The organism is Streptomyces sp. NPDC005722 (genome assembly GCF_040630935.1).
Taxonomy (GTDB): Bacteria; Actinomycetota; Actinomycetes; order Streptomycetales; family Streptomycetaceae; genus Actinacidiphila.
In genome coordinates this window covers 51,355-75,610 of sequence record NZ_JBEXYN010000020.1, presented here as the reverse complement: position 1 = coordinate 75,610, position 24,256 = coordinate 51,355, and the positions used below count along the sequence as shown (strand labels likewise).

Genomic DNA, 24,256 nt, shown 5'->3' with positions numbered 1-24,256 from the left:
TGCGGAACTCTACGGAGGCGGCGGGCCCCGGCCAAAACGGCGGCTTTCGCCCGTGCCCCGTCCGGTGGCCGCGGGCGGCGGCCCGGGACGGTCCCGGGGCGGTCCCGGGGCGGTCGGCGGCGGGCCGGCGGGTCACTCCAGGGGAGCGGTGGCCTCGCTCTCGTACGCGTAGTCCCAGGGCTCGTCCGCCATGTGCTCGAGGCGCTTGTAGTACGCGGCGCTGTCGGGCCACGCCTGGTGAACCCCGGCGTCCTGCACGCTGATGGCCAGCGGGTCGTACAGGATGCCCTCGGGGGGCTGCCCCCCGGCTCCCAGGACGATGCCGAGGGTGAGACCGTCCCCGGGGCCGCCGTGGAGTCGGATCCTGGTGGTCATGGAGGTCACCTCCTGCATCCATGATCTCTCGCCGGGGGAGGTTTGGTGAAGAAGCCGGACGGCGACCGGCCCCGGGCCGACAGTGCGTGAGAGATCCGTTACGTTACGTTTCTCCGCCCGCTCCGACCCCCACGAGGTGCCCGCGTGCGCGAATTCAGTCTTCCCGCGCTGGTCCCGGCCACCCTTGCCGGTGGCCTCGCCGACGTGGTGTTCGAGACCGCGGCGCAGGCCCCCGACGAGGTGCGGCTGGGCCGCAAGGAGGACGGCCGCTGGCACGACGTGACCGCGGCGGAGTTCCGCGACGAGGTGCTGGCCCTGGCCAAGGGCCTGCTCGCGCACGGGGTGCGGTTCGGGGACCGGGTGGGGATCATGTCGCGCACCCGCTACGAGTGGACGCTGTTCGACTTCGCGCTGTGGACCGTCGGGGCCCAGCCGGTGCCCGTCTACCCGACCTCCTCCGCCGAGCAGCTGCGCTGGATCCTCCACGACACCGGCGCCGTCGGCTGCGTGCTGGAGAACGAGGACCACGCCATGACGCTGGGCTCGGTGATCGACCGGCTGCCCGCCGTGACCCGGGTGTGGCAGCTGGACTCCGGGGCGGTGAAGCAGCTGGTGGCGGACGGCGAGCGGATCTCGGAGGACGTGGTCCACCGGCACCGGCTCGCGGTCACCCCTGACGCCGTCGCCACCGTGATCTACACCTCGGGCACCACCGGGCGCCCCCGCGGCTGCGTCCTGACCCACGGCAACTTCATGTGCCAGACCGACAACCTCATCGCGGGCTGGCGGCCGGTCTTCGACAGCGGCACCTCCGCGCAGCCGTCCGTGCTGCTCTTCCTGCCGCTGGCCCACGTCTTCGGCCGCATGATCCAGGTGGCGACGGTACGGGCCGGGGCGCGGCTGGGCCACCAGCCGGAGATGACGGCCGCCGAACTCCTGCCCGACCTGGCGCTGTTCCGGCCGACCTTCGTGCTCGCCGTGCCGTACGTCTTCGAGAAGGTCTTCAACTCCGCGCGGGACAAGGCGGAGGAGGCCGGCCACCTCGGGGTGTTCGACAAGGCCGTAGACGTGGCGGTGCGCTTCGCCGAGGCCCGCGAACGCCGCGCGCTGGGCAGCGGCCCGGGCCCGAGCGCCGCGCTGCGGGTGCTGCACCGGTTCTACGACCGGATGGTGTACGCCAGGGTCCGCGAGGCACTGGGCGGCCGGGTCCGCAACGCGGTGAGCGGCGGTTCCACGATGGGGCGGCGGCTCGGGCTGTTCCTGGAGGGCGCGGGGGTCACGGTGTACGAGGGGTACGGACTCACCGAGTCCACCTCGGCGGCCACCGCCAACCCGCCCGGCCGGGTGCGTTACGGAACGGTCGGCCACCCCGTGCCGGGCACGGCGGTCAGGATCTCGGACGAGGGCGAGATCCTGCTGCGCGGCCCGGCCGTGTTCTCCGGCTACCTCGGTGATCCCGAGGCCACGGCGCAGGCCCTGCGCGACGGCTGGCTGCACACCGGCGACCTCGGCTCCCTCGACGAGCACGGCTACCTGACGATCACCGGCCGCAAGAAGGAGATCATCGTCACCACCAGCGGCAAGAACCTCTCCCCGGCCGTCCTGGAGGAACGGGTCCGCGAACACCCGCTGATCGAGCACTGCCTGGTCATCGGCAACGACCGGCCGTACGTGACGGCCCTGGTGACCCTGGACGCCGAGGCGACGGCCCAGTGGCTGCGGCTGCGCGGGAAGGAGCGGGCCGGGCTGCAGGAGCTGGTGCGCGACCCGGACCTGGAGACGGAGGTGCGGCGGGCGGTGTCGGCGGCCAACACACGGGTGTCGAAGGCGGAGTCGATCCGCTCGTTCCGCGTGCTGGCCGCCTCCTTCACCGAGGAACGGGGGCTGGTCACCCCCTCCCGCAAGCTCAGGCGCCGGGCGGTCGAGGAGGCCTACGCCGCCGAGATCGACGCCATGTACCGGCGCTGAACCGCGGTCACGGCTTGGGGAGTCCGCAGCCCGGCAGGGTGAGGTCGAAGCGGTTGCCCGTGGTGACGCAGGCGCCGATGCCGTAGGTCTGCTCGGCGTAGTTGATGCCCTGGCGGACGGTGACGGTGCCGTTCGCGGCCACCTCGCAGGGGTTGTTGAGGGTGCAGCGGCCGCCGTCCTCGTTGCCCGTGTTGTTGATGGCGACGACCTTGCCGGTGGCGGTGTCGATGACGGGCGAACCCGAGGTGCCGCCGATGGTGTTGCACGAGGGGGTGTAGCGGACCGAGTCCTTCCAGGTCCAGTCGCCCTCCTTGAGGAGGTGGACGAAGCCGTCGATGGAGCAGCTGTAGATGGTCTTCCAGTACCCGGAGACCACCTTGATGGCCGTGCCCTGCACCGGGTGGGTGCCGGAGACCTCCAGCGCGGAGATCCCGTAGGAGGACTGGATCTGCGCGTAGGTGCGGTTCAGCTGGTACACCGAGATGTCCGTGTCGGTCATGGTCGCGTACGCCAGCTTGGTGGCGCGCAGCGTGGCGACCGAGCGGCCCGAGGCGTTGAGCAGGCCGAAGGTGCGCGTGGACGTCTGGTTCACCAGCACTTCGCCGGCGTCGAGGAAGCCGCTGGTCAGGCAGTGCCCGTTGGAGAGCACCAGGGCGGGGTCGGTGGACGCGGAGGACGGGAAGCGGATGAGCGACCCGGAGCAGTTGCTGAGCGACACCGTTCCGGCGAAGTCGACGGTGACGGCGGCCGGGGCCGGGGCCGCGGCCGTGTGCGGTGCGGCCGCGGCGTCACGGCCGGCCGCCGAGGCGGGGGCGCCGGACAGGCCGAGGGTCGCTACCGCGGCGAGGGCCGCGAGGGCGGCCGCGAGGAATCCTCTGAGAGGTCGTTTCATGTGGGGGGTCCTCTCGAGACCGAAGTTCTTTCGGTTTTGGCATGCACATTGTCATGAACCGAAAGGGCGGTCACAAGAGGGCCCCGAACCGCCGGACCGCGCCCGCCCGGTGCCGTGGAGGCGGCAGCCGGCGGGCGCGGTCCGGTGACGGGACGTCAGCCTGCGCGTTCGTCGGGAGTGGGCCCGGACGCCGGCCCGGACGTCAGCCGGGAAGTCCCACGACCTGGTCGCCGGGACGGAGGGCCTGCGCGCCGACCCGGACGCCCGTCCCGCGCCCGTGGGGACCGGCCTGGACCGGTATGACCGGACGCGGCGCCGGGGCGACGGCGGAGTGGCGGGCGGCGGCCGCCAGCGCACGCCGGTCGGGCAGCGAGTCCGCGGTGATGCGGGGGAACGCCGTCACCTCCGCCGTGAGGCCGCGGGCCGCGACCACCCGTCGCACCGAGTCCATCAGGGTGTCCTCGCCGAGGAACGCCGCCGCGGTGCTGGGCCGCCCGTCGGTGTACCGGTAGCGGACGAGCAGCGGCTGCACGTCGGCGCCCGCGTCCAGCGCGGCCTGGAACAGCGCCCGGCGGTAGTGGCCTTCCTCGCCGCCGCACCAGGTGCTGCCCTCCGGGAACGCCACGACCGTGGCGCCCGAGCGCAGCGCCTGGGCGACCTCCGCCACCGTGTCCGGCAGGGTGCGGATCCGCTCCCGGTCGATGAAGATCGTGCGGCCGCGCACGCACAGCCGCCCGATCACCGGCCAGTCGCGGATCTCCCGCTTGGCGACGTTGCGCCCCGGGAAGACCGCGGCGATCAGCACGATGTCCAGCCACGACACGTGGTTGGAGACCACCAGCAGACCGGTGCCCGGCTCCCGCGGCGCCGCATCGGGCAGCCGTACCCGGATGCCGAAGGCCGCCACCGCGGCGCGGGTCCAGCGCCGGATCAGCCCCTCGCGCCCGGCCGGACCGCACAGCGCGCCGAGCGGCACCGACAGCACGACGCCGACGAGCAGCACCGTCACCGCGGCGAGGTAACGCACCAGCCGCCGGAGGAGGCCCACCCTTGGGCCGTCACCGGTCACGCACGCCTGCGGGGTGCAGGTCGAGACCGGCGACCACCACGCCGCGGCCATCTCAGACCGACCCGAGCGAGCCGAGGGCGCCGAAGTGCCGCAGGTAGCGCTCGTCGGTGCGCTCCAGGGAGAGCAGGATGAACAGGTCGGCGACGCCGAAGTCCGGGTCGTGGGCGGGCTCGCCGCACACCCAGGCACCCAGCCGCAGGTAGCCGCGGAGCAGCGCCGGCAGCGTGGCGCGGGCCGGGCGGGCGATGCCCGTCGGGTCCCAGGGGCGGAGCGGGGAGACCCGGTACTCCTCGGGGGCCAGGTTCTTGGCCGAGACCCGGTCCCACACGCCGGCCGCCAGCGAGCCGCCGTCGGCCAGCTCCACCGAGCAGCAGCCGGCCAGCCAGTTGTGACCGGTGGTCGCCATGTAGCGGGTGATGCCGCCCCACATCAGCGCGACGACGGCCCCGTCCCGGTGGGCGGGGTGCACGCACGAGCGGCCGACCTCGACCATGTCGTGCTGGATCGGCGCGAGCCGGGACAGGTCGAACTCGGACTCGGAGTAGGTGCGGCCCGCGCGGCGGGCGTTGGCGGGGGTCAGCAGCCGGTAGGTGCCGACGACCTCACCGGTCGCGTCCTCCTTCACCAGCAGGTGGTCGCAGTAGGCATCGAGGGCGTCGACGTCCAGGCCCGGCTCGGGGGTGTCCAGCACGGCCCCCATCTCCCCGGCGAACACCTGGTGCCGCAGACGCTGCGCGGCCCGCACCTCCGCCTCGTCCTGGGCGAGGCTCACCGAGTAGCGGGGCCGGTCGGTCGGGGTGTCGACGACGGGTGCGAGTTCGTACGAAGCGGTCATGGCGCGATTCCCTGGTCAGGGGGACGGGGACACCCTTATCTGTCCCGTCGCGGCCTTGCCTTGGCGTGTCCTTGACGGAGCGCGCAGATGTGCGCTCGCTGAAGTGCCGGTGCCGTGGCCCCGCGGACCGCCCGCTTCACCCGGAAAGCGCTCCCAAGCGGCCTTCGAGCAGCAGCAGGAGTTCACCCAGGATACCCGCCAGATCCTCGCGGCGGCCTTCCGGCAGACCGGACAGCAGCCCCGTCTCGTAGGCGAGCTGCTCGGGCAGCACGCGGTCGACGAGCGTCAGTCCCTCGTCGGTCAGGCGCAGGTGGGAGACCCGGCGGTCGCGGCCGTCCGGGCGGCGGGCCACCAGGCCGCGCTCCTCCAGCAGCTTGATCCGCTTGGTGACCGCGGCGCCCGAGGCGAAGGTCTCCCGGGCCAGCCGGCCGGGTGTGAGCTCGCCGCCGACGCGGCGCAGGGCGAGGAGGATGTCGTACTCCGGACGGGTCAGGCCCTCGCGGCCCAGGGGCGTCTCGGTGACCTGCTGCAGCAGCGCCGCGCAGCGGTTGAGCCTGCCGATCACGGCGACCGGACCGAAGTCCAGGTCGGGGTAGACGTCCTGCCACTGGCGCAGCACCGTCGCGACGGCGTCCTCCACGCGAGTCGTCCTCCCTCCGGACGCCGGCGGCTCCGGCGGCGTCCGCATGATCGTACGCGTCGTCAGGTCACGGTGACGGACCGGCCTTCGTGGCACCGACCTGCCAGCATCAGGTGCCCGCGCTCCTCCGCGCCGGCGATGCGCCGTTCGGGCAGGGCCCGGCCCCACCACTCGCCGGAGGCGGTGTCGGCGGCCTCGCGCAGTTCCAGGAGCGCGGCCGCCAGCCGGGCCTCGCGGGCGACGGGCGCGGTGAGCTCGTGCTCCAGGCGCCGCAATGCGGCCGCCACCCGGTGGCCCACCCGGCGGTTCGGTACGGCGAAGCAGGCCAGCAGCCCGGCCGCGGCGCCGACGAGGGTGTCCAGCCAGCGGTCGGCCACCAGGTGGCCGGCGGGCTGCGCGCCCGTGAACTCGGTCATGACCATCGCCATCGGCGTCACGAAGGCGCTGGCGATCCAGTAGTTGCGCGCGATCGTCGCCTCGGCCGCGACGTTGCACGCCAGGGCGGTCACGATGAGCGCCGCGGCCCCGGTGGCCGTGACCGGCACCAGCGCCGTGAACAGCAGCACCCCCAGGAGGTTGCCGAGCACCCGCTGCAGCGCCCGGTGCCAGGACAGGGTGGTGTTGGCCGCGAAGACGGCCGCGGCGGTCACCACGGCCCAGGAGGGCCGGTCCACGCCCAGCGCCGTCGATCCCCACCCCGCCAGGGCGCTGCCCAGCAGGACGCGCAGCCCGACCGGGAGCAGGTGCCGCAGGGCGGGCCGGTGCGGCCGCCGGCCCGCGCGGCCGGTCCGGGTGCCGACCGAGGGGGCGGGGGTGCGTGCGGCGGGGCCCGGGTCGGGCAGGGCGCGGGTCCGGCGCAGGGCACGGGCCCACGCGGTGAGCCGGTCCCCGTCGGCCGGGTCCGCGGCCTCGGCGCGCGCCAGCAGCCGCTCCAGGCCCGCCAGGTGGGCGGTGGTCCGGGCGCCGCGCAGGGTGTGCCAGGCGGTGTGCACGGCGACGGTGGCCTCGTGCCGGCTGCCGGGGGTGCCCCCGTCGGCCAGGGCGCGGGCCCGGGCCTCCAGGGCCCGGGCGACGGCGGCGCGCTCGGGGGCGTACGGCCGTACGAGCGCGGGGGCCATGCACACCAGCCAGGCGACGGCCCCGCCGAGCAGCGTCAGCCCGGTGTGGGCCGGCACCTGCCCGAGTGTCTGCGGGACGAAGGCGGCGCTCGCCGCCACGAAGGTGAAGATCACGTTCCCGGGCGGCCCGATCCGCGTCGCGTCGCACACCACCTTGTGCACGGCGGCGAGGAGGGCGGCCACCGCCACCCGCAGCGGCGTCGAGTGCGTCAGCGCGGCGGTGGTCAGCGCCAGCCCGGTCCCGGCCGCCATGCCCAGGACGACCAGGGCGAGCACCCTGGCCCGGGCCGCGTAGGGCAGCCCGTGCGCGTACAGGGCGCACAGCCCGCCGCCCGCGGCGTACAGCACCAGGTCCAGCCGCCCGAGGGCCAGCAGCGTCACCTCGACCGGGCCCACGGCGGCGACGACGCCGAGCGCCCGGTGGTGCCAGAGGTCCTTCACGGAACGGAGCCGGAGGACACCGCGGACGGGCAGGGGGAAAGCGGACATGCCCAAAAGCTTAGCAGGTGTTTTACTCGTGAAACATCTGCGGACGCGGCAAGGACGCGGTGGCCGGCCCCGTCCCCGGGACCGGCCACCACGTCCTGTCAGCCCGGCTCAGGCCGGGAACGCCAGCGACAGCGCGAAGCGGTCCCCGGCGTCGGTCCACCAGTGGCGCAGGGCGAGACCGGCGGCCGCCAGCTCCGCCCGCACACCCTCCTCGCGGAACTTCGCGGAGACCTCGGTGCGCATCGTCTCCCCGCGCGCGAAGTCCACGGTCAGGTCGAGCGCCGGTACCTTCACGGTCACGTCGGCGCGCGCCCGCAGGCGCATCTCGATCCACTCCTCCTCGCGGTCCCACACGGCGACGTGGTCGAAGTCGTCCGGGTGGAAGTCCGCGCCGAGCTCGCGGTCGATGACCGACAGGACGTTCTTGTTGAAGGCGGCCGTGACGCCCTGCGCGTCGTCGTACGCCGCCACCAGCGTCTGTTCGTCCTTGACCAGGTCGGTGCCGAGCAGCAGTGCGTCGCCCGGTGAGAGCAGCGCGCGGACCGAGGAGAGGAAGTGCGCCCGCTCCTGCGGCAGCAGGTTGCCGATCGTGCCGCCCAGGAAGGCGACCAGCCGGGGGCCGGGCGTCCCGGGCAGGGCCAGGCCGTGCTGGAAGTCGGCGACGAGCGCGTGCACGGACAGGTCCCGGTGGTCGGCGAGCAGGGCCTCGCCCGCGCCGGTGAGCGCGGACTCGCTGACGTCGATCGGCACGTACGTCAGCGGCCCGCCCAGCGCGCCGATCAGCAGCCGGGTCTTCTCCGAGGAACCGGAACCCAGCTCGACCAGGGTGCGGGCACCGGTCGCCGCGGCGATCTCCGGCGCACGCGCGTGCAGGATCTCCCGCTCGGCGCGGGTCGGGTAGTACTCGGGCAGCCGGGTGATCTCCTCGAACAGCTCGCTGCCGCGCGCGTCGTAGAACCACTTGGGCGGGAGCTGCTTGGGGCTGCGGGTCAGTCCGTACGCGACGTCGGCGCGCAGCGCGGCCGCGGTGGCGTCGGCGGGCAGGGTGCGGGTGAGGGTGAACGGGCTCACAGGTGCGGCTCCTTGAGCGGGATCAGCAGGACCTCGGTGGGATCGCCGTACAGCAGGTGGCGGTCGGGGACCTCGGTCCAGCGCGGACTGTCGTCGTACGGCTCGGAGGCCACGACGAGGGAGCGGCCGGGCACGTCCAGGTACCAGAGCGTGTCGCCCCAGGCGGTGCCGGCGATCGCCCGGCCGTCGGTCAGCAGGAAGTTGAGCCGTGAGTCGGGGGTGAGCGCGGCCAGCCGGCCGACGGTGTCGGCGAGCGCCTCGTCCGCCGGGGCGCCGGCCCGCAGCCGGTGCAGGGTCAGCGCCCAGGCCAGGGCCGAGTCGCAGCGCGCCTCCAGGGTCAGCAGCTCGTGCGGGGGCAGCGCGGCGGCCGCCTCGGCGACCGAGTGCGGCCAGCCGCGCAGCGCCCCGTTGTGGCTGAACAGCCAGCGGTCCGCCGTGTAGGGGGCCGCGGCGGACTCGTCGGCCACCGAGCCCTCGGTGATGTCGCGGACCGCGCCGAGCAGCGCACCGGAGCGCGTCACCCGGCACACGTCCGCGAAGGACGGGTCGTCCCAGACCGGCCCGGCGCGCCGGTAGCGCGCGGGCAGCGGGTCGCCGTCCGCGTACCAGCCGAGCCCGAAGCCGTCGGCGTTGACCGTGCCGTACTTCTGCCGGCGCGGCGCCCACGACTGGCGGTACAGCGAGTGCGGCGGGTCGATGACGAGTTCGCGGAGCGCGACGGGCGGACCCACGTACGCCAGGTGCCGGCACATCAGCCGCGCCCCCGTCTGCCCGGGGCCCTCACACCTGCTCCGGACGGGCGTCGCGGGCGGTGCGGAAGCCGGCGAAGATCTGCCGCCGGACCGGATAGTCCCAGTTGCGGAACGTGCCCCGGCAGGCCACCGCGTCCACGGCGAAGGAGCCGCCCCGCAGCACCTTGTGGTCGGGGCCGAAGAAGACCTCCGAGTACTCCTTGTACGGGAACGGCGCGAAGCCCGGGTAGGGCAGGAAGTCGCTCGCCGTCCACTCCCACACGTCGCCGACCAGTTGCCGTACGCCCAGCGCCGAGGCACCCGCCGGGTAGCTGCCCACCGGGGCCGGCTGCAGGTGCCGCTGGCCGAGGTTGGCGTGCTCGGGACCGGGGTCGGCGTCGCCCCACGGGTAGCGGCGGGAACGCCCCGTCGCCGGGTCGTGCCGGGCCGCCTTCTCCCACTCCGTCTCGGTGGGCAGCCGGCGTCCGGCCCAGCGGGCGTACGCGTCGGCCTCGTACCAGGACACGTGCAGCACCGGCTCCTCGCGCGGCACCGGCTCGGTCACCCCGAAGCGGCGGCGCAGCCACGCACCGCCCTCCCGGTGCCAGAACAGCGGGGCAGCCAGGCCGTGTTCGCGGACGAGCGCCCAGCCGGCCGGGGTCCACCAGCGCTCGTCCTCGTAGCCGCCGTCCTCGACGAAGGCCAGGTACGCGCCGTTGCTCACCGGCACCGTGTCGATGAAGAACGGCGCCACCTCGCGCACGTGCGAAGGACGTTCGTTGTCCAGGGACCACGGCTCGGTCGAGGTGCCCATGGTGAACAGACCGCCGGGGACCAGGACCTCGGCCGGCAGCAGCGCCGTGTCCGCGGGTGCGGGCGGCGGCGGGGGAGCGGTGAGGGCCACCGGGCCGCGCCGCAGCTGATGCGTGATCAGCATCGTCTCGTCGTGCTGCTGTTCGTGCTGGGCGATCATGCCGAAGGCGAAGGCCGCGTCGGTCAGCGGGGTGCCGCGCAGCGGTGCCCGCTCCAGGATGTCCAGCACCCTGCCGCGCACCTCGGCCGCGTAGGCGTGCGCCTCCGCGGGTGGCAGCAGCGGCAGCGTGGGACGTTCCGACCGCGGGTGCTCGAAGGCGTCGTAGATCGGGTCGATGTCCGGGCGCAGGGCCTCACGGCCGCCGACGTTCCGCAGCAGCCACTGCTCCTCCTGGTTGCCGATGTGGGCCAGGTCCCAGACCAGGGGGGACATCAACGGGGAGTGCTGGGCGGTGAGTTCACGGTCGTCCACGCAGGTGGTGAGCGCCCGGGTGCGCTCGCGCGCGGTGGTCAGGGCGTCCAGCGCCCGCCGGCGCAGGGCTTCGGGGTCGAGCGCGGGTGCGGTCACGTGCGGCTCTCCTTGCGTAGGAATGCGTCGAGCATGTCGTCGGCGGGACAGCGGCCGCGTTCGACGTAGCGCTCGGTGAAGTCGTCCACCGCCCGCCGCACGGCCCGGTCCGCCCCGAGCCGGGGCAGGGCCTCGCGGGCCGCGGCGAAGCAGGTCACGGCGATGGCGTGGAGCTCGGGGTCGGCCAGACCGTGCCGGGCGGCGCGCCGCCACAGCGGGTTGCGGGGCGCCGGGTCCCGGCCCGCCGCGTCGGCGAGCGGCTTCACCGCCCGGTAGGCGACCTCGGAGGCGGCGGCGTCGTCGAAGAGCGCCACGGCCACCGCCAGCGGCACGATCCAGCCGTCCCGTCCCGGCTGCGCGTCGATCATGCGCAGCTCCAGGTAGCCGCGCGGCCGCACCGGCGGGAAGAGTGTCGACAGGTGGTAGTCCAGGTCGGCGAGGGTCGGCCGGCGGTGCGAGCCGTCACGGATCCAGTCGCGGAAGGTGAGCCCGTGCGGCACCGTCCACGGTCCCTCGTCGCCGCGGATGCACAGCACCGGGGCGTCCAGGGCGTACGCCGTCCAGGCCGCACGCGGGTCGCCCCCGCCGGGCGGGGCGAGGGTGCGCCCGGGGTCCAGCGCCGCCCACACCGCCTGCCGGGTGGAGCGCCAGCCGGTCGGGCGGCCGGTGCTGAGCGGCGAGTTGGCGAACGCCGCCACCAGGACCGCGCCCAGCAGGTGCGCCAGCAGCCAGCGTCTGCCGAGGCCGAAGGGACCCGGCTCCTCGGTGCCCGAGTCCAGGCAGACCTGGACCGAGGCCGTGGAGCACATCATGGCCCGGCCCGCGGGTCCGGACCGGTCGAAGTACGCCTCCATGGCGGCGTACCGGGGCTCGTCCAGCAGCCGGCGGGGCCGTCGCCAGGGGTCGTGGCCGTGGCCGGCCAGGACGAGGCCGTCCCGGCGGAGCCGGTGGCGTACGGAGTGGAGTTCGGCTGCCGCGGCGTTGACGCACGCGGTCAGCGAGGGGGCGGGCAGCGAGCTGAGCTCCAGCTGTCCGCCGGGCTCGGTCGTGAGCCGGGAGCGGAGGTGCAGGTCGTGCAGTCCGGCGACGGCGGCGGCGAGCCGGGCGGGGCCCACCGGGCGGGCCGGGTCGTGCGGGTCGTGGAGGAACCATTCCAGTTCCACGCCTATGCGGCGCGGCGGGCCGGTCTTGAAGCAGATGCCCTGGATATGGTCCTCCGCTGTCGTCTCGCTGATCGGTTCGGATGTCTCCATCCGCTGACTGGTGCCGGGCATGGCCGGGACCTCCCGTCGAAGGCGGCTCTACGTGTCCGCCCGGCCGGGGCCGGACGGTGTCCGTACCACCTAATCCCTTCGGTCCGGGCCGCTCAAGAGCGCCCCGGACGAACGGCCGAGGGACGGCAGGTGACACCCGTGTCGAGGGCGGCCTCTGCCGTCCGGTCCGAATCAAGAGTGGACCGCGACCCGGCGGCCCGCATCTCCAGAATGTATCTGCGCAGGTCAGAGGGTTCATGTCGGAATCTCCCCCGAGAACGGCGCGCTGCACGCCCCGGTGTCCCGCCCCGCCGGTCGCCGGCGCGTGCCGGGTGCTCCGTCGCGCGGGCCCTGCGCGGGTCCCGACGCACCGGTAGGGCCGGGAACAGCTCGCGCGCCCCGGCGACCGCCCCCTTATGAAGCGGGTACGGTCGCCCGAACCGGTCGTGGCACATGGGCTGCGTCTGCCCGGACCGACCCGCACGAAACGACCGTCTGCGGGCCGGGCGGGACGGCGGGCCGCGGGCTCAGCGGTCCAGGAGCCCCGCCCGGTCCTGGGCGCGGTAGCGCTCCAGCAGGGCGGCGAGGCCGACGGCGTCGAGGCGGCGGTACGCCGTACCGCAGGGCCCCTCGCCGGGCGGGGACCACCACACGGGGTCGGGGCAGCGGAAGCCCTCGCGGCGCAGCGCGGCCCGCCGCACCTTGTTGGTGGCGGTGACCGGCATGCGCGGCACGATCCGCACGAAACGGGGCGCCGACTTGGTGCCGAGGTCCGGCTGCGCGGCCAGGAAGGCCGCGAAGGCGCCGGGGTCGAAGGCGGCACCCTCGCGGAGGGCCAGGGTCGCCATGACCTGGTCGCCCGAGACGGGGTCGGGCACGGCGTACACGGCGACGGCCGCGGCGGCGTCGAAGCGGGCCAGGACGTTCTCGACGACCGCGGCGGCCAGGTTCTCGCCGTCCACGCGCAGCCTGTCGTCGGCGCGGCCCGCGAAGTGGAACCAGCCGTCGGCGTCGCGGAAGAAGAGGTCGCCGGTCCAGTACCAGCCGTCACGGGTACGGGCGGCGACCGCCTCGGGGTTGCGCCAGTAGCCCTCGAAGCGGGAGGGCCCGCGGTTGACGAGCTCGCCGATCGCCTCGTCGCCGTTGAGCAGCCGGCCCGCCGCGTCGAGGACGGCGCGGGGCCGCTCGGCACCGGTCGCCGGGTCCACCACGGCCAGGTCCGTACCGGGCGCGGCACGCCCGACCGCGCCGGGCGGCGTGCCCGGTGAGCGCTGCAGGGCGGCCCCGCCCTCGGAGGAGCCGTAGCCCTCGGTGAGGGTCACGCCGAAGCGCTCCGCGAACCGGGCCGCGTCCACGGCCCCGGCCTCGGTGCCGAAACCCCGGCGCAGCCGGTGCCGGCGGTCGTCTGGCGTTTCGGGGGTGGCGAGCAGGTACTGCACGGCGCGCCCGACGTAGGTGAAGTACGTGGCCCCGTAGGCGCGTACGTCCGGCAGGAAGCGGGAGGCGGAGAAGGTCCGGCGCAGCGCCACCGCGCCGCCGCCCGCGAGGGCGGGCGCCCAGCCCGCCATCACGGCGTTGCCGTGGAAGAGGGGCATGCACAGGTAGTGGACGTCGTCGGGACCGAGGTCCAGGAAGCCGCTGAGGGAGGCGCCCGCGTCGGCGAGCCTGCCCTGGGACACGACCACCGCCTTCGGGGCGCCCGTCGAGCCGGAGGTGAAGCAGAGCATGAGCCGGGTGCCGGGGCGTATCCGCCCGCCGCGTGGCGGAGCGGCGCCCTCGTACGGGCGCAGCAGGGCCGGGTACGCCGGGTCGTCGACGACCAGGAGGCGTTCCGGGGGGAGGGGGAGGGCGAGCCCGCGCAGCGCCGGCAGGTGCGCGCGCTCGGTGACCAGCAGCGCGCATTCCGTGTGGGTGATGTCGCGGGCGAGTTCCGCACCGCGCCGGGTGGGGTTGATCCCCACGACGGTGGCCCCCGCGCACGCCGCGGCGCCGAGCCACAGCGGGAACTCCGGGACGTTGCCCAGGAGCACCCCCACATGCGGTTCGGCGCCGTGCGGCAGCAGGTCGGCCAGGAGCGCCGCGCGGGCGGCGGAGGCGGCCGCCACGTCATGGCGGCTGAGCCGGTGCTCCCCGTACAGCAGCCCGGGACGCGGATCGCCCCACTGGCCCTCGACGAACTCCGCCATGGTGCGCCTCATACGGCCGCACCATAGCTGACACTCCGTCAGGTGTCAGGCCTTCGGGGCCTCCTGGTCGGCACCCTGCTCGGCGATGGACTTGCGGACCTCGTCCATGTCCAGGTCGCGGGCCTGCTTGATCAGGTCCTCGAACGCGGGCGCGGGCAGCGCGCCGGGCTGGGAGAAGATGGCCACCTTGTCACGGATGATCATCAGCGTCGGGATGGACTGGATCTGGAACGCGGCGGCCAGCTCGGGCTGCGCCTCCGTGTCGACCTTGCCGAACACGAGGTCGGTGTTCTTCTCCGCGGCCGACTCGTAGACGGGGGCGAACATCCGGCACGGGCCGCACCAGGACGCCCAGAAGTCGATCAGGACGAAGTCGTTGTTGCCGACGACCTCGTCGAAGTTGTCCTTGGTGAGCTCAACAGTGCTCATGCTTCCCTTACCTGCTTCCGGGTGCCGTCGGTCGGGACCCACTGACCGTAACCGAAGGCAGCGCTGCGCTATTCCGAACGCCGCCCCCGGGCGCGTCCCCCGCCGGCCCTCGCGGAAGGGGATGCCGAGAGCCGGGCGGGGCCGGATCCTGGAGGGGCGGGGACGTCCGCCGCCCCCGCCGGGCAGGCGCGCGAGGGACCACGGGAGCGGCCGATGGTGACGACGATGCACGCCGTACGCGCCCACCGGCGCGGCGGCCCCGAACAGCTCCGCTACGAGACCGCGCCCCGCCCGGAGCCGGACCCGGGCGAGGCCCTCGTCGCCGTGCGGGCCGCCTCCGTGACCCCGGGGGAGCTCGACTGGGAGGCGACCTGGACCGACAGCTCCGACGGCTCGGGCCGCGACCGTACCCCCACCATCCCCTCGCACGAGGTCTCCGGCGTGGTCGCCGACGTGGGGCCCGGGGTGATCACCCCGCGGGTCGGGGACGCCGTCTACGCGCTGATCCCCTTCGTCCGCGACGGAGCCGCCGCCGAGTACGTCACCCTTCCCGCGGGCATCCTCGCCCCCAAGCCCCGGCGGATCGGCCACGACGCGGCCGCCTCGGTCCCGCTCGCCGCCCTCACCGTCTGGCAGGCGCTCGCCCGGCACGCCGGGGTCACCCCGGGCCGGCACGTCCTCGTCCACGGGGCGGCGGGCGGCGTCGGCTCCTTCGCCGTCCAGATCGCCGCCGCGCTCGGCGCGCAGGTCACGGCGACCGCCGCCGCCCGCGACGCCGGCTTCGTCGCGGGGCTGGGCGCGCGGCGGGTCGTCGACTACGCCGGCAGCCGCTTCGAGGACGAGGTGGCCGACGTGGACGTGGTCTTCGACGCCGTCGGCGGCGACACGCAGGACCGCTCCTGGTCGGTGCTGCGCCCCGGCGGCCTGCTGGTGAGCATCGTGTCCCCGCCCGACCCGGAGGCCGCCCGCGCGCACGGGGCCCGCGGCGTCTTCTTCGTCGTCGAGCCGGACCGGGCGGGCCTGGAGGCGGTCTCCCGGCTCATCGACGGCGGCAAACTCACGCCACGGGTCGACCGGGTGGTGCCGCTCACCGAGACGCGCGCCGCCTACGAGGCGCTGGAGCACGAGCACCGCCGCGGCAAGGTCGTCATCCACGTCACCGACGGGGCTTGACATCCCTTGCGCCGCCGTCCCGCCCGGGGCGGCGTGCGGCCCCTACGGGACGACCGTCACCGGCCAGCGGCCCGCCTTGACCAGCCGCACCGCGACCGAGCCCACGATCCGGTGCCCGGCCTTCTCGGACGCGCCGACCACGACCGCGTCGGCCTTGAGCTCGTCCGAGGCCTGCGAAAGCCCGCTGAACGGGTCGCCGATGAAGGTGTGGAACTCCCAGCGCAGGCTCGACGTCGACTGGAAGCGCGCGGCGGCCTTCTCTATCTCCGCCTTCAGCTGGTCGGCGATCTCGGCGGTCGCCTCCGCGACCGGGGCGCCGAAGGCCGCCCCCGCCGCCAGGACCGGCTGCACGTAGACGATCGCCAGCAGCGCGTTCTGGCGCCGCGCCAGCCCCGCCGCGTACGCCACGGCGCGCCACGACGACTCCGATCCGTCCAGTCCCGCCACGATCACCTTGGGACCGTCGGTGCCCCGCTCGAAAGCCGCCTTGTCGCTCACGTTCCGAGCCTACTTGCGCGACTGCCGCGCGCGCCGTACCGGACGCGGGGAATCCGCGGCCGCGGCGAGATGACCGTCCACCAGCCGCTGCAGCGCGGAGGCGAAGACCGCCCGTTCGTCCTCGGGGAGGGCCGCCAGCAGGTCGCCGTGGACGCGGGCGGTGATCTCCGCGCCGCGGGCGACGAGCTCCCGGCCCGGCCCGGTGACGGTGATGACGCGGGCCCGGCGGTCCGTGGGGGCGGGGTGCCGCTCGGCGAGGCCGGCCCGCTCCAGCTCGTCCATGGTGACCACCATCGTGGTCTTGTCCTGCTGGGAGATCTCGGCGAGTTGAGCCTGCGTCAGCTCACCGGGGAGTGCGTGCAGCAGCACGCAGTACCCGCGGGGGGTGAGCCCGACCTCGGCCAGCGCGGCCGCCAGCCGGTTCGTCATGGCGTGGCTGGCGAACTGCAGCAGCCCGGTGAAGTCGGGTGCGGATGCCGTGGACATGGTCCGAGCCTAGCAAAAAGGTCCGTTGGCGGATCATCGGTGAGACGGATGATCCCGTGCACAAATCGTTCGGCGGCGGACGCCCGGCTGCCTACCATGGGACGGCATGAACCCCCCGCCTCGTCATGACGACGTCCCCGGCAAGCCCTCCCTCGACGGGCTCGAAGCGAAATGGTCGCGGCGCTGGGACGAGTCGGGCGTACACCGCTTCGACCGGTCGCGGCCGCGCGAGGAGATCTTCTCCATCGACACCCCGCCGCCCACGGCCAGCGGATCGCTCCACATCGGCCACGTCTTCTCCTACACCCACACCGACACCGTCGCCCGCTACCGGCGCATGCGCGGGCAGACCGTCTTCTACCCCATGGGCTGGGACGACAACGGCCTGCCCACCGAGCGCCGGGTCCAGAACCACTACGGGGTCAGCTGCGACCCCTCGCTCCCGTACGACCCCGGATTCATCCCGTCCGAGCCCGGCGGCCCCCACCGGCGACCCGTCTCCCGGCGGAACTTCATCGAACTGTGCGAACTCCTCACCGCCGAGGACGAGCAGATCTTCGAGCAACTGTGGCGCCGGCTCGGCCTGTCGGTCGACTGGACGCTCACCTACCGGACGGTCGGCGCCCGTTCACGCGCCGCGTCCCAGCGCGCGTTCCTGCGCAACCTGGCGCGCGGCGAGGCCTACTCGGCCGAGGCGCCCACCCTGTGGGACACCACCTTCCGCACCGCCGTCGCCCAGGCGGAGCTGGAGGACCGCGAACGGCCCGGCGCCTACCACCGGCTCGCCTTCCACCGCCCGGACGGCGGCCGGGTCGTCGTCGCCACCACCCGGCCCGAACTCCTCCCCGCCTGCGTCGCCCTGGTCGCGCACCCCGACGACGAGCGCTACCGGGAGCTGATCGGCACCACCGTCACGACCCCGGTCCTCGGCGTCGAGGTCCCCGTCCACGCGCACCGGCTGGCCGACCCGGACAAGGGCACCGGCATCGCCATGGTCTGCACGTTCGGCGACACCACCGACGTCACCTGGTGGCGCGAACTGCGGCTGCCCACCCGGGCGGTCCTCGGCCGCGACGGGCGCTTCCTGCCGGTGCCGCCGGCCGCCCTGCGGACGGCGCGGGCCCGCGAGGCGTACGCGGCCCTGGCCGGCGCCACCGCGCACACCGGCCGCGAACGGCTGGTGGGGATGCTGCGCGAGCGCGGCGAACTGGAGGGCGAGCCCGAACCGGTCGTCCACGCCGTCAAGTTCTACGAGAAGGGCGACCGGCCGCTGGAGATCGTCACCACCCGCCAGTGGTACCTGCGCAACGGCGGACGCGACGAGGCCCTCCGCGAGCGGCTGCTGGCGCGCGGCCGTGAACTGCGCTGGCACCCCGGGCACATGCGGGTCCGCTACGACAGCTGGGTCGAAGGGCTCAACGGCGACTGGCTGGTCAGCCGCCAGCGGTACTTCGGCGTCCCCGTCCCCGTCTGGTACCCCCTCGACGACGCCGGCGAGCCCGTCCACGACAGGCCGCTGGTCCCCGGCGAGCCGGCGCTGCCCGTCGACCCCGGCACCGACGTCCCCGACGGCTACCGCGAGGAGCAGCGGGGCGTCCCCGGCGGCTTCACCGGCGACCCGGACGTCATGGACACCTGGGCGACCTCCTCGCTCACCCCGCAGATCGCCGCCGGATGGGGGACCGACGACGAGCTGTTCGCCAAGGTCTTCCCGATGGACCTGCGACCGCAGGCCCACGAGATCATCCGTACCTGGCTGTTCGGCACGGTCGTCCGCGCCCACGCCGAGCAGGACGTGCTGCCGTGGCGGCACGCCGCGATCTCCGGCTGGATCCTCGACCCGGACCGCAAGAAGATGTCCAAGTCCCGGGGCAAGGCGGTCACCCCCGGCGACCTGCTGGAGCAGTACGGCTCCGACGCCGTCCGCTACTGGGCGGCCGCCGCCCGGCCCGGCACGGACACCGCCTTCGACACCGGGCAGATGAGGATCGGCCGCCGGCTCGCCGTCAAGGTCCTCAACGTCGGCCGCTTCGTGCTCACCTCCGGCGCACTGCCGGAGGCAGGCGCCGGGGCGGTCACCGCGCCGCTGGACCGCGCCCTCCTGGCGGCCCTGGCGTCGACCGTCGGCGCCGCCACGGACGCCCTGGAGGACTTCGACCACGCCCGCGCCTTGGAACGGGTGGAGTCCTTCTTCTGGGACTTCTGCGACGACTACGTCGAGCTGGTCAAGGCCCGTGCGTACGAAGGCGACACCTCCGCCCTCGCCACCCTGGCCACCGCCCTGTCCGTCCTCCTGCGGCTGTTCGCGCCCTTCCTCCCCTTCGCCACCGAGGAGGTCTGGTCGTGGTGGCGGGAGGGCTCCGTGCACCGCGCCGAGTGGCCCGACGCGGCCGCGCTGCGGGACCTCGCCGGGGACGGCGACCCGCGCGTCCTGGCCACCGCGCGGGAGGCGATCACCGCCGTCCGCAGGGCGAAGTCCGAAGCGCGGCTGTCGATGAGGGCCGAGGTCGGCGCGCTCCTCGTCACCGGCCCCGCCCCCGCGCTGGCCCACTTCGCCCTCGCCGAGGCCGACGTCCGCGCCGCGGCCCGCGCGGCGTCCGTGGAACGCCGCACGGCACCGGGCGACGGCCTGACGTACGAGGTGCGCCTCCCGGAGGCGGCCTCCTGACCTGGTCCCGCGTTGCCGGCCCGATGATTGTGTGCGGGTGGGTGGTTCGGCTGTCGCGCCGTCTCGCGCCCTTCGGGCGCACAGCGGCTGGCTGCGGAGGGGAGAGTGGGGCCCTCGTCTTCGGCGGCGTGCGGGTGGGTGCGGGGCTGGGGTTCAGGCGCCGGAGCGGGTTGCCTTTCCGGTGGCTTGGGGTCTCGTTGCCGTCCGCGGGTATAGATGGCTGGTGACCACGCCATCCGTGGGTGGTGGGCGCGCCCGCCGTAACCCGCGACTGCGGGTGCTTCGGGGTGCTGTCGGGCGGTCGGCGGGAGATCGGGCTCGCTTTCGACGGTATGGACGTCGGAAGAGGGCCCGATGTCGGGGAAGCATCCGCAACTGGGGGTGGTTCGTGGTGCCGTCCGGCGGTCGGCGGGAGATCGGGCTCGCTTTCGACGGTATGGACGTCGGAACAGAGCCCGATTTTCGGATCGGGGAAGCACCCGCAGACGCCGGTTACGGCGGACGCGCCACCCACCAACAGTGGGCGTGGTCACCGGCCATCTGCACCTGCGGACGGCAACGAGACCCGAGCCGGACGAACAACCCGCCCCGCTCCGGCGTCTGAACCCCAGCCGACCACCCACCCGCACACCGCACACAAGGCAGGCCCCCACCCTCCCCGTCCGCAGCCGGCGCCGTGCGCCCGAAGGGCGCGAGACGCCGGGACAGCCGACCCACCGGCGCGGCCCCGAGTCCCACCCGCACCCACCCCGACCCGAACGGCTACGGCACCGGTTGCGGCGGACGCGGTCCCACGTAGTGGCCGTTCGGGCGCATGCGGAGCGGGGGTTCCTCGTACTCCTCCAGGGCGTGGGCGATCCAGCCGGCCGTCCGGGCGACGGAGAAGACCGTCTCGCCCGCCTCCGGGACCATGCCCGCGGAGACGGAGAGCACCGCCAGGGCGAGGTCGACGTTGGGGTGGGCCGGGGCGTGACGGGCCGTCGTGGCGGCCACCTCGCGGGCGGCGGCAAGCGCCCGGGCCGCGTACGGGACGTCCCCGAGCAGCCGCAGGAGCAGGACCGCGCGGGGGTCCTCGGCCCGGTAGAGGCGATGGCCCAGACCCGGGACGGGGCGGCCCTCGCGCAGGTGGCCGGCGACGACGGGCGCCGCGCCGCCGCGGTCGAGGACCTCGGCCAGCATGCGGTGGGCGAGGCCGCTGGCGGCGCCGTGCAGCGGGCCGTCGAGGGCCCCGAGGCCGGCCGAGACCACGGCGTACGGGTGGGCGCGTGCGGAGGCGGCGACGCGCACCGCGAGGGTCGAGGCGGCCAGGTCGTGGTCGACGAGCAGCACGAGTGCCGCGTCGAGCACCCGTAGTGACGCCTCGTCGGCCGGCCGGTCGGTCAGCCGTGACCACAGTTCGCGGGCGAGCCCGCCCTCACCCTGGTGCGCGGTCCCGGCCGCCGGGAGGGCGCCCACCAGCGTGGGGACGAGGCCGCGGGCGGCGCCGAGCACGGCCTCGGGGGAGAGGTCGAAGCGCAGCGGGTCCGCCACGGCGGCCGCGACGGCGGTGGCCCGCAGCCGGTCCATCGGCCCGCTGTGCCCGGGCAGCGCCGCGACCGCCCGCCGGGCGGCGCCCAGGGCCTCCGGCGGCGCGGTGAAGCGTACTCCGCGGCGCAGGACGCCGGTCCACAGCCACTCCGCGACCTCCTCGTAGGCGTACCGCTCCGCCAGGGTCGTCGCGTCGACCCCGCGGAAGTAGTAGCGGTCCCCGTCGATGAGGGTGACGGCGGTGCGCACCGCGCCGGTGCCGTCGTCGGCGGGGGACTGCTGTGCCGCGCGCCGGTTGCGGCGCGCCAGGGCGTCGACCTCTCCGGGGTCGAAGGTGCTGCCCCGGCCGCCGGGGGCGCGCGTGCTGCCCAGCAGGCCGCGGCTGACGTAGGCGTACACCGTCTCCGGTTTGACCCCGAGCCGTTCGGCCGCCTCGCGCGTGCTCAGCCGTTCCTCCGTCGTCATGACTCCATCACATCACACATTGATTCAATCAATGTTGACGAGGATTGAATCAATGATGAAAGGTCTGGTCAATGTCAAGTCGCACGCAGCAGGACCGGAGGACCACCGTGACCGCCACCCCCGTCACCCCTGTCACCCCCGACGTACCCCGCGGCCTGAAGGGAGTCGTCGTCACCGAGACCGCGCTCGGCGACGTCCGAGGCGCCGAGGGCTTCTACCACTACCGCCAGTACTCGGCCGTGGACCTCGCGCAGAGCCGCACCTTCGAGGACGTCTGGCACCTGATGCTGCTCGGCACGCTGCCCGACGCCGCCGGGCGGGCCGCGTTCGCCCGGCGCGTCGCCCCGCTGCGCCGGCTGCCCGGGGCGGTCCGCGACGCGCTGTCGGCCGTCGCCCGCGCCGGCGCGCACGGCGGCCCCCTGGCCGGACTGCGCTCGGCGCTGTCCCTGCTGGGGGCGGCCGGCGGCTTCCGCCCGCTGTACGACGTCGACCCGGAGCAGCGGCTGTCCGACGCCCTCGCCGCGACCGCCGCCGTGCCCACCCTGCTCACCGCCCTGTACCGGCTCGGCCGGGGCCTGGAGCCGGTCGAACCGCGCGACGACCTGTCGTACGCGGCGAACTACCTGCACATGCTCACCGGCCACGAGCCCGACCCGGCGCACGCCCGGGCCGTCGAGCGCTACCTGATCTCCACCGTGGACCACGGCTTCAACGCGTCCACGTTCACCGCCCGCGTCATCGCCTCGACCGGCGCCGACCTCGCGGCCTGCCTCACCGGCGCGGTCGGCGCGCTGTCCGGCCCGCTCCACGGCGGCGCCCCGAGCCGCGCGCTGGACACCCTGGACGCCATCGGCACCCCGGACCGCATCGACCCGTGGATCCGTGAGCGCGTCCTGGCCGGCGACCGGATCATGGGGTTCGGCCACCCCGTCTACCGCACCGAGGACCCCCGTTCCCGGATGCTCAAGGGGATCGCCCGCTCCTTCGGCGGCCCGCTCGTCGACCTCGCGGTCCAGGTCGAGGCGCGGGTCGAGGCGATACTCGCGGAACTGAAGCCCGGCCGCGAACTCCACACCAACGTCGAGTTCTACGCCGGTGTCGTCATGGAGCTGTGCGGCCTGCCGCGCGAGATGTTCACCCCCACCTTCGCCTGCGCCCGCGTCGTGGGCTGGTGCGCCAACGTCCTGGAGCAGGCCGCGGACAGCAAGATCATCCGCCCGGCCGCGCGCTACATCGGCCCGGTCCCGCCCCAGCCGGTCCCGGCGGCGTAGCGGGACTGCGGCCCGCGGCCCCCCGGCGTTCCGGTCGACGGCGGTCGTGCGGGTCGGATGCGTGCCGGAGGGGTCGCCGCGGGACGCGAACGGTCGCTACGGTTGCCGTACTTCACCGCCGGACGGGGCTCGCGCCCGTGTACGTGAAGCGGGTCGTGGTCCCCTGCGCGCACTCGGGACGGGGCATCATGGGGGAACGGTTCAGCACGGCACACGTCGACCAGGCTCAGGAAGTCATGGCTCCGGACGGCTCGGTGGTGCGCCCGCTGTGCGCGCTGCCGGGAACGGCGAGCTTCGCCCAGTTCCAGCTCGGACCGGGGCAGACGGCGAAGGCCGTCTCGCACGCCACCGTGGAGGAGGTCTGGTTCGTCACGTCGGGTTCGGGGGAGATGTGGCGCAGCCAAGGCGGCGACGAGGAGATCGCGGAGCTGGAGCCGGGGGTCTGCCTGACGATACCGCTGGGCACGACGTTCCAGTTCCGGGCGGGTGCAAAGGGGCTGAAGGCAGTCGCGGTGACGGTGCCGCCGTGGCCGGTGGACGGCCCGGACGAGGCCAGGTTCGAAAGCGGTCCGTGGTGATCACCGGTGGGGCCTCGCCGCGGCGGTCCGGCGGTCCGGCGGTCAGTCGCGGCCGGCCGGCTTGCGGTCGACCGGCGTGACGGGCGTCAGCGTCTCCTCCTGGGTGCGGCGGGGGCCCGACCAGGGGGCCGGGACCGCGTCGAAGAGGTAGGCGAACCGGTAGGCGAGGTCCTCGTAGTTGACCCGCCAGCCGCGGAAGTGCGGCCACGCCTCCTCGGAGGTGCGCTCCAGCGGGTAGCCGTTGGCCGCCGCGTGGGCGACGGCCGCGGCGAACTCCTCGTACGGCAGCCGGATGGTCGCGTCCGGCGAGGGGTCGGTGTCGTACGGGATCCGCCAGATCCCGGCGATGTCGCGCAGGCAGACGAAGCCCGCCCGCAGGGCCAGCCGGGCCTCGGCCTGCGGGCGTCCGGGGTTGAGGGCGAGCTGCATGGCGGCGGCGTCCATGACGGCGAGCAGCGCGATCAGCCAGCTGCGGTCGGGCTGCGGGGAGCGGAACCGGCTGAGCACCGTGTAGCTGGTGTGGCTCTCGCTCACCTCGGCCGACCACCGCTCCCAGTTGCGGAACAGCTCGGCGAGGCTGTCCGTGAGACCGATCTGGGCGTACCGGGCGAGGATCTCCGGCCCCCACGGCGGGTTGCCTGCCCGGGCCTGCAGCAGGGTCACCTCCGCCTCGCGGCGGGAGTAGGCGGCGTACAGGGTCGGCAGGTAGCCGATCTGCAGGCCGATGGTGATCGGGCCGGTCGCCGCGGCGACGAAGTCGATGACCGTGAGGTCGACGTGGTGGCTGCTGGCGAAGCCCAGGGTGAACAGCGAGGAACCGGCCTCCCGCAGCGCGTCGACCGGCTCCAGGTCGCTGACCGCGGACTGCAGCATGGCGTAGCCCGCCCAGAACGCGACCAGCCAGCCGATCAGGTTGGCGAGGATGGACACCGCGGCCACCGGGGCGAGGACGCGGTCCTTGGCCTCGGGCGTGCGGCAGCGGTCGGCGACGAACTGGAAGGGCAGGTGGACCGCCGCGTGCACCAGGCGCGTGAAGCTCGACCGGGTCGGCCGTGGGATCACCAGTGTGCGGAGCACCGAGGAGAAGGTCCCGGCGACGACCAGTGCGCCGAGGAGACCGGTCAGGACACGCACGGGACTTCCCTTTCCGGAC

General features: G+C 74.5%; 21 protein-coding genes. 5 read left to right on the top strand and 16 right to left on the bottom strand.

Going from position 1 to position 24,256, the window contains the following annotated elements; all coding sequences use genetic code 11:
- Nucleotides 1-132: 132 nt before the first annotated feature.
- Nucleotides 133-375, bottom strand: coding sequence for a hypothetical protein (locus ABZ479_RS22785; RefSeq protein WP_499603211.1), 243 nt, complete (start codon nucleotides 373-375; stop codon nucleotides 133-135).
- Between the two features lie 144 nt (nucleotides 376-519).
- On the opposite strand from ABZ479_RS22785, the gene ABZ479_RS22780 reads away from it, so the two are divergent.
- The gene (locus tag ABZ479_RS22780; RefSeq protein ID WP_500463298.1) at nucleotides 520-2,343 is read left to right on the top strand and encodes an AMP-dependent synthetase/ligase; all 1,824 of its coding nucleotides are present in this window, start codon (nucleotides 520-522) and stop codon (nucleotides 2,341-2,343) included.
- A 7-nt stretch (nucleotides 2,344-2,350) separates the two neighbouring features.
- Here the strand turns inward: ABZ479_RS22780 and ABZ479_RS22775 are convergent, their stop codons facing one another.
- From ABZ479_RS22775 to trxA, 11 genes are all read right to left on the bottom strand, one after another.
- Complete coding sequence (locus ABZ479_RS22775; RefSeq protein WP_500463297.1) at nucleotides 2,351-3,235, bottom strand: S1 family peptidase; 885 nt, start codon at nucleotides 3,233-3,235, stop codon at nucleotides 2,351-2,353.
- A 202-nt stretch (nucleotides 3,236-3,437) separates the two neighbouring features.
- Nucleotides 3,438-4,283, bottom strand: coding sequence for a lysophospholipid acyltransferase family protein (locus ABZ479_RS22770; protein ID WP_500463296.1), 846 nt, complete (start codon nucleotides 4,281-4,283; stop codon nucleotides 3,438-3,440).
- 73 nt (nucleotides 4,284-4,356) lie between these two features.
- Nucleotides 4,357-5,139 (bottom strand): GNAT family N-acetyltransferase, encoded by a 783-nt coding sequence (locus ABZ479_RS22765; RefSeq protein ID WP_499603207.1) that lies wholly within the window; start codon nucleotides 5,137-5,139, stop codon nucleotides 4,357-4,359.
- 136 nt (nucleotides 5,140-5,275) lie between these two features.
- The gene (locus ABZ479_RS22760; protein ID WP_500463295.1) at nucleotides 5,276-5,827 is read right to left on the bottom strand and encodes a MarR family winged helix-turn-helix transcriptional regulator; all 552 of its coding nucleotides are present in this window, start codon (nucleotides 5,825-5,827) and stop codon (nucleotides 5,276-5,278) included.
- Between the two features lie 14 nt (nucleotides 5,828-5,841).
- Nucleotides 5,842-7,386 carry an FUSC family protein gene (locus ABZ479_RS22755; protein ID WP_500463294.1) on the bottom strand — a complete coding sequence of 515 codons (1,545 nt, stop codon included), beginning with the start codon at nucleotides 7,384-7,386 and terminating at the stop codon, nucleotides 5,842-5,844.
- Between the two features lie 108 nt (nucleotides 7,387-7,494).
- Complete coding sequence (egtD, locus tag ABZ479_RS22750) at nucleotides 7,495-8,457, bottom strand: L-histidine N(alpha)-methyltransferase (protein WP_499603204.1); 963 nt, start codon at nucleotides 8,455-8,457, stop codon at nucleotides 7,495-7,497.
- Complete coding sequence (egtC, locus tag ABZ479_RS22745; protein WP_500463293.1) at nucleotides 8,454-9,209, bottom strand: ergothioneine biosynthesis protein EgtC; 756 nt, start codon at nucleotides 9,207-9,209, stop codon at nucleotides 8,454-8,456. Before egtC ends, egtD begins: the two co-directional genes overlap by 4 nt.
- A gap of 28 nt (nucleotides 9,210-9,237) precedes the next feature.
- Nucleotides 9,238-10,569 (bottom strand): ergothioneine biosynthesis protein EgtB, encoded by a 1,332-nt coding sequence (gene egtB, locus ABZ479_RS22740; protein ID WP_500463292.1) that lies wholly within the window; start codon nucleotides 10,567-10,569, stop codon nucleotides 9,238-9,240.
- The gene (gene egtA / locus ABZ479_RS22735; protein ID WP_500463291.1) at nucleotides 10,566-11,822 is read right to left on the bottom strand and encodes an ergothioneine biosynthesis glutamate--cysteine ligase EgtA; all 1,257 of its coding nucleotides are present in this window, start codon (nucleotides 11,820-11,822) and stop codon (nucleotides 10,566-10,568) included. The genes egtB and egtA overlap by 4 nt, the downstream gene beginning before the upstream one ends.
- A gap of 527 nt (nucleotides 11,823-12,349) precedes the next feature.
- Nucleotides 12,350-14,020, bottom strand: a complete 1,671-nt coding sequence (locus ABZ479_RS22730; protein ID WP_500463290.1) for an AMP-binding protein — start codon at nucleotides 14,018-14,020, stop codon at nucleotides 12,350-12,352.
- A gap of 33 nt (nucleotides 14,021-14,053) precedes the next feature.
- On the bottom strand, nucleotides 14,054-14,437 hold the full coding sequence (trxA, locus tag ABZ479_RS22725) for a thioredoxin (protein ID WP_499515391.1): 384 nt from the start codon (nucleotides 14,435-14,437) through the stop codon (nucleotides 14,054-14,056).
- Nucleotides 14,438-14,650: 213 nt separating this feature from the next.
- Between trxA and ABZ479_RS22720 the strand changes: the two genes are divergently transcribed.
- Complete coding sequence (locus tag ABZ479_RS22720) at nucleotides 14,651-15,610, top strand: NADP-dependent oxidoreductase (RefSeq protein WP_500463289.1); 960 nt, start codon at nucleotides 14,651-14,653, stop codon at nucleotides 15,608-15,610.
- A 42-nt stretch (nucleotides 15,611-15,652) separates the two neighbouring features.
- On the opposite strand, the gene ABZ479_RS22715 is transcribed toward ABZ479_RS22720, so the two are convergent.
- Both ABZ479_RS22715 and ABZ479_RS22710 read right to left on the bottom strand, forming a co-directional pair.
- Nucleotides 15,653-16,108 carry a universal stress protein gene (locus ABZ479_RS22715; protein ID WP_500463288.1) on the bottom strand — a complete coding sequence of 152 codons (456 nt, stop codon included), beginning with the start codon at nucleotides 16,106-16,108 and terminating at the stop codon, nucleotides 15,653-15,655.
- 9 nt (nucleotides 16,109-16,117) lie between these two features.
- The gene (locus ABZ479_RS22710) at nucleotides 16,118-16,594 is read right to left on the bottom strand and encodes a MarR family winged helix-turn-helix transcriptional regulator (protein WP_499603197.1); all 477 of its coding nucleotides are present in this window, start codon (nucleotides 16,592-16,594) and stop codon (nucleotides 16,118-16,120) included.
- A 106-nt stretch (nucleotides 16,595-16,700) separates the two neighbouring features.
- Here ABZ479_RS22710 and valS point away from each other — a divergent pair, with 106 nt between their 5' ends.
- The gene (valS, locus tag ABZ479_RS22705; RefSeq protein WP_500463287.1) at nucleotides 16,701-19,262 is read left to right on the top strand and encodes a valine--tRNA ligase; all 2,562 of its coding nucleotides are present in this window, start codon (nucleotides 16,701-16,703) and stop codon (nucleotides 19,260-19,262) included.
- A gap of 762 nt (nucleotides 19,263-20,024) precedes the next feature.
- On the opposite strand, the gene ABZ479_RS22700 is transcribed toward valS, so the two are convergent.
- Nucleotides 20,025-21,254 (bottom strand): citrate/2-methylcitrate synthase, encoded by a 1,230-nt coding sequence (locus ABZ479_RS22700; RefSeq protein ID WP_500463286.1) that lies wholly within the window; start codon nucleotides 21,252-21,254, stop codon nucleotides 20,025-20,027.
- Between the two features lie 71 nt (nucleotides 21,255-21,325).
- Here ABZ479_RS22700 and ABZ479_RS22695 point away from each other — a divergent pair, with 71 nt between their 5' ends.
- On the top strand, nucleotides 21,326-22,525 hold the full coding sequence (locus tag ABZ479_RS22695) for a citrate synthase/methylcitrate synthase (RefSeq protein WP_500463285.1): 1,200 nt from the start codon (nucleotides 21,326-21,328) through the stop codon (nucleotides 22,523-22,525).
- A 236-nt stretch (nucleotides 22,526-22,761) separates the two neighbouring features.
- Nucleotides 22,762-23,103, top strand: coding sequence for a cupin domain-containing protein (locus ABZ479_RS22690; protein ID WP_500463284.1), 342 nt, complete (start codon nucleotides 22,762-22,764; stop codon nucleotides 23,101-23,103).
- Nucleotides 23,104-23,145: 42 nt separating this feature from the next.
- Here ABZ479_RS22690 and ABZ479_RS22685 read toward each other — a convergent pair whose 3' ends face one another.
- Nucleotides 23,146-24,237 carry a hypothetical protein gene (locus tag ABZ479_RS22685; RefSeq protein WP_500463283.1) on the bottom strand — a complete coding sequence of 364 codons (1,092 nt, stop codon included), beginning with the start codon at nucleotides 24,235-24,237 and terminating at the stop codon, nucleotides 23,146-23,148.
- Nucleotides 24,238-24,256: the final 19 nt, after the last annotated feature.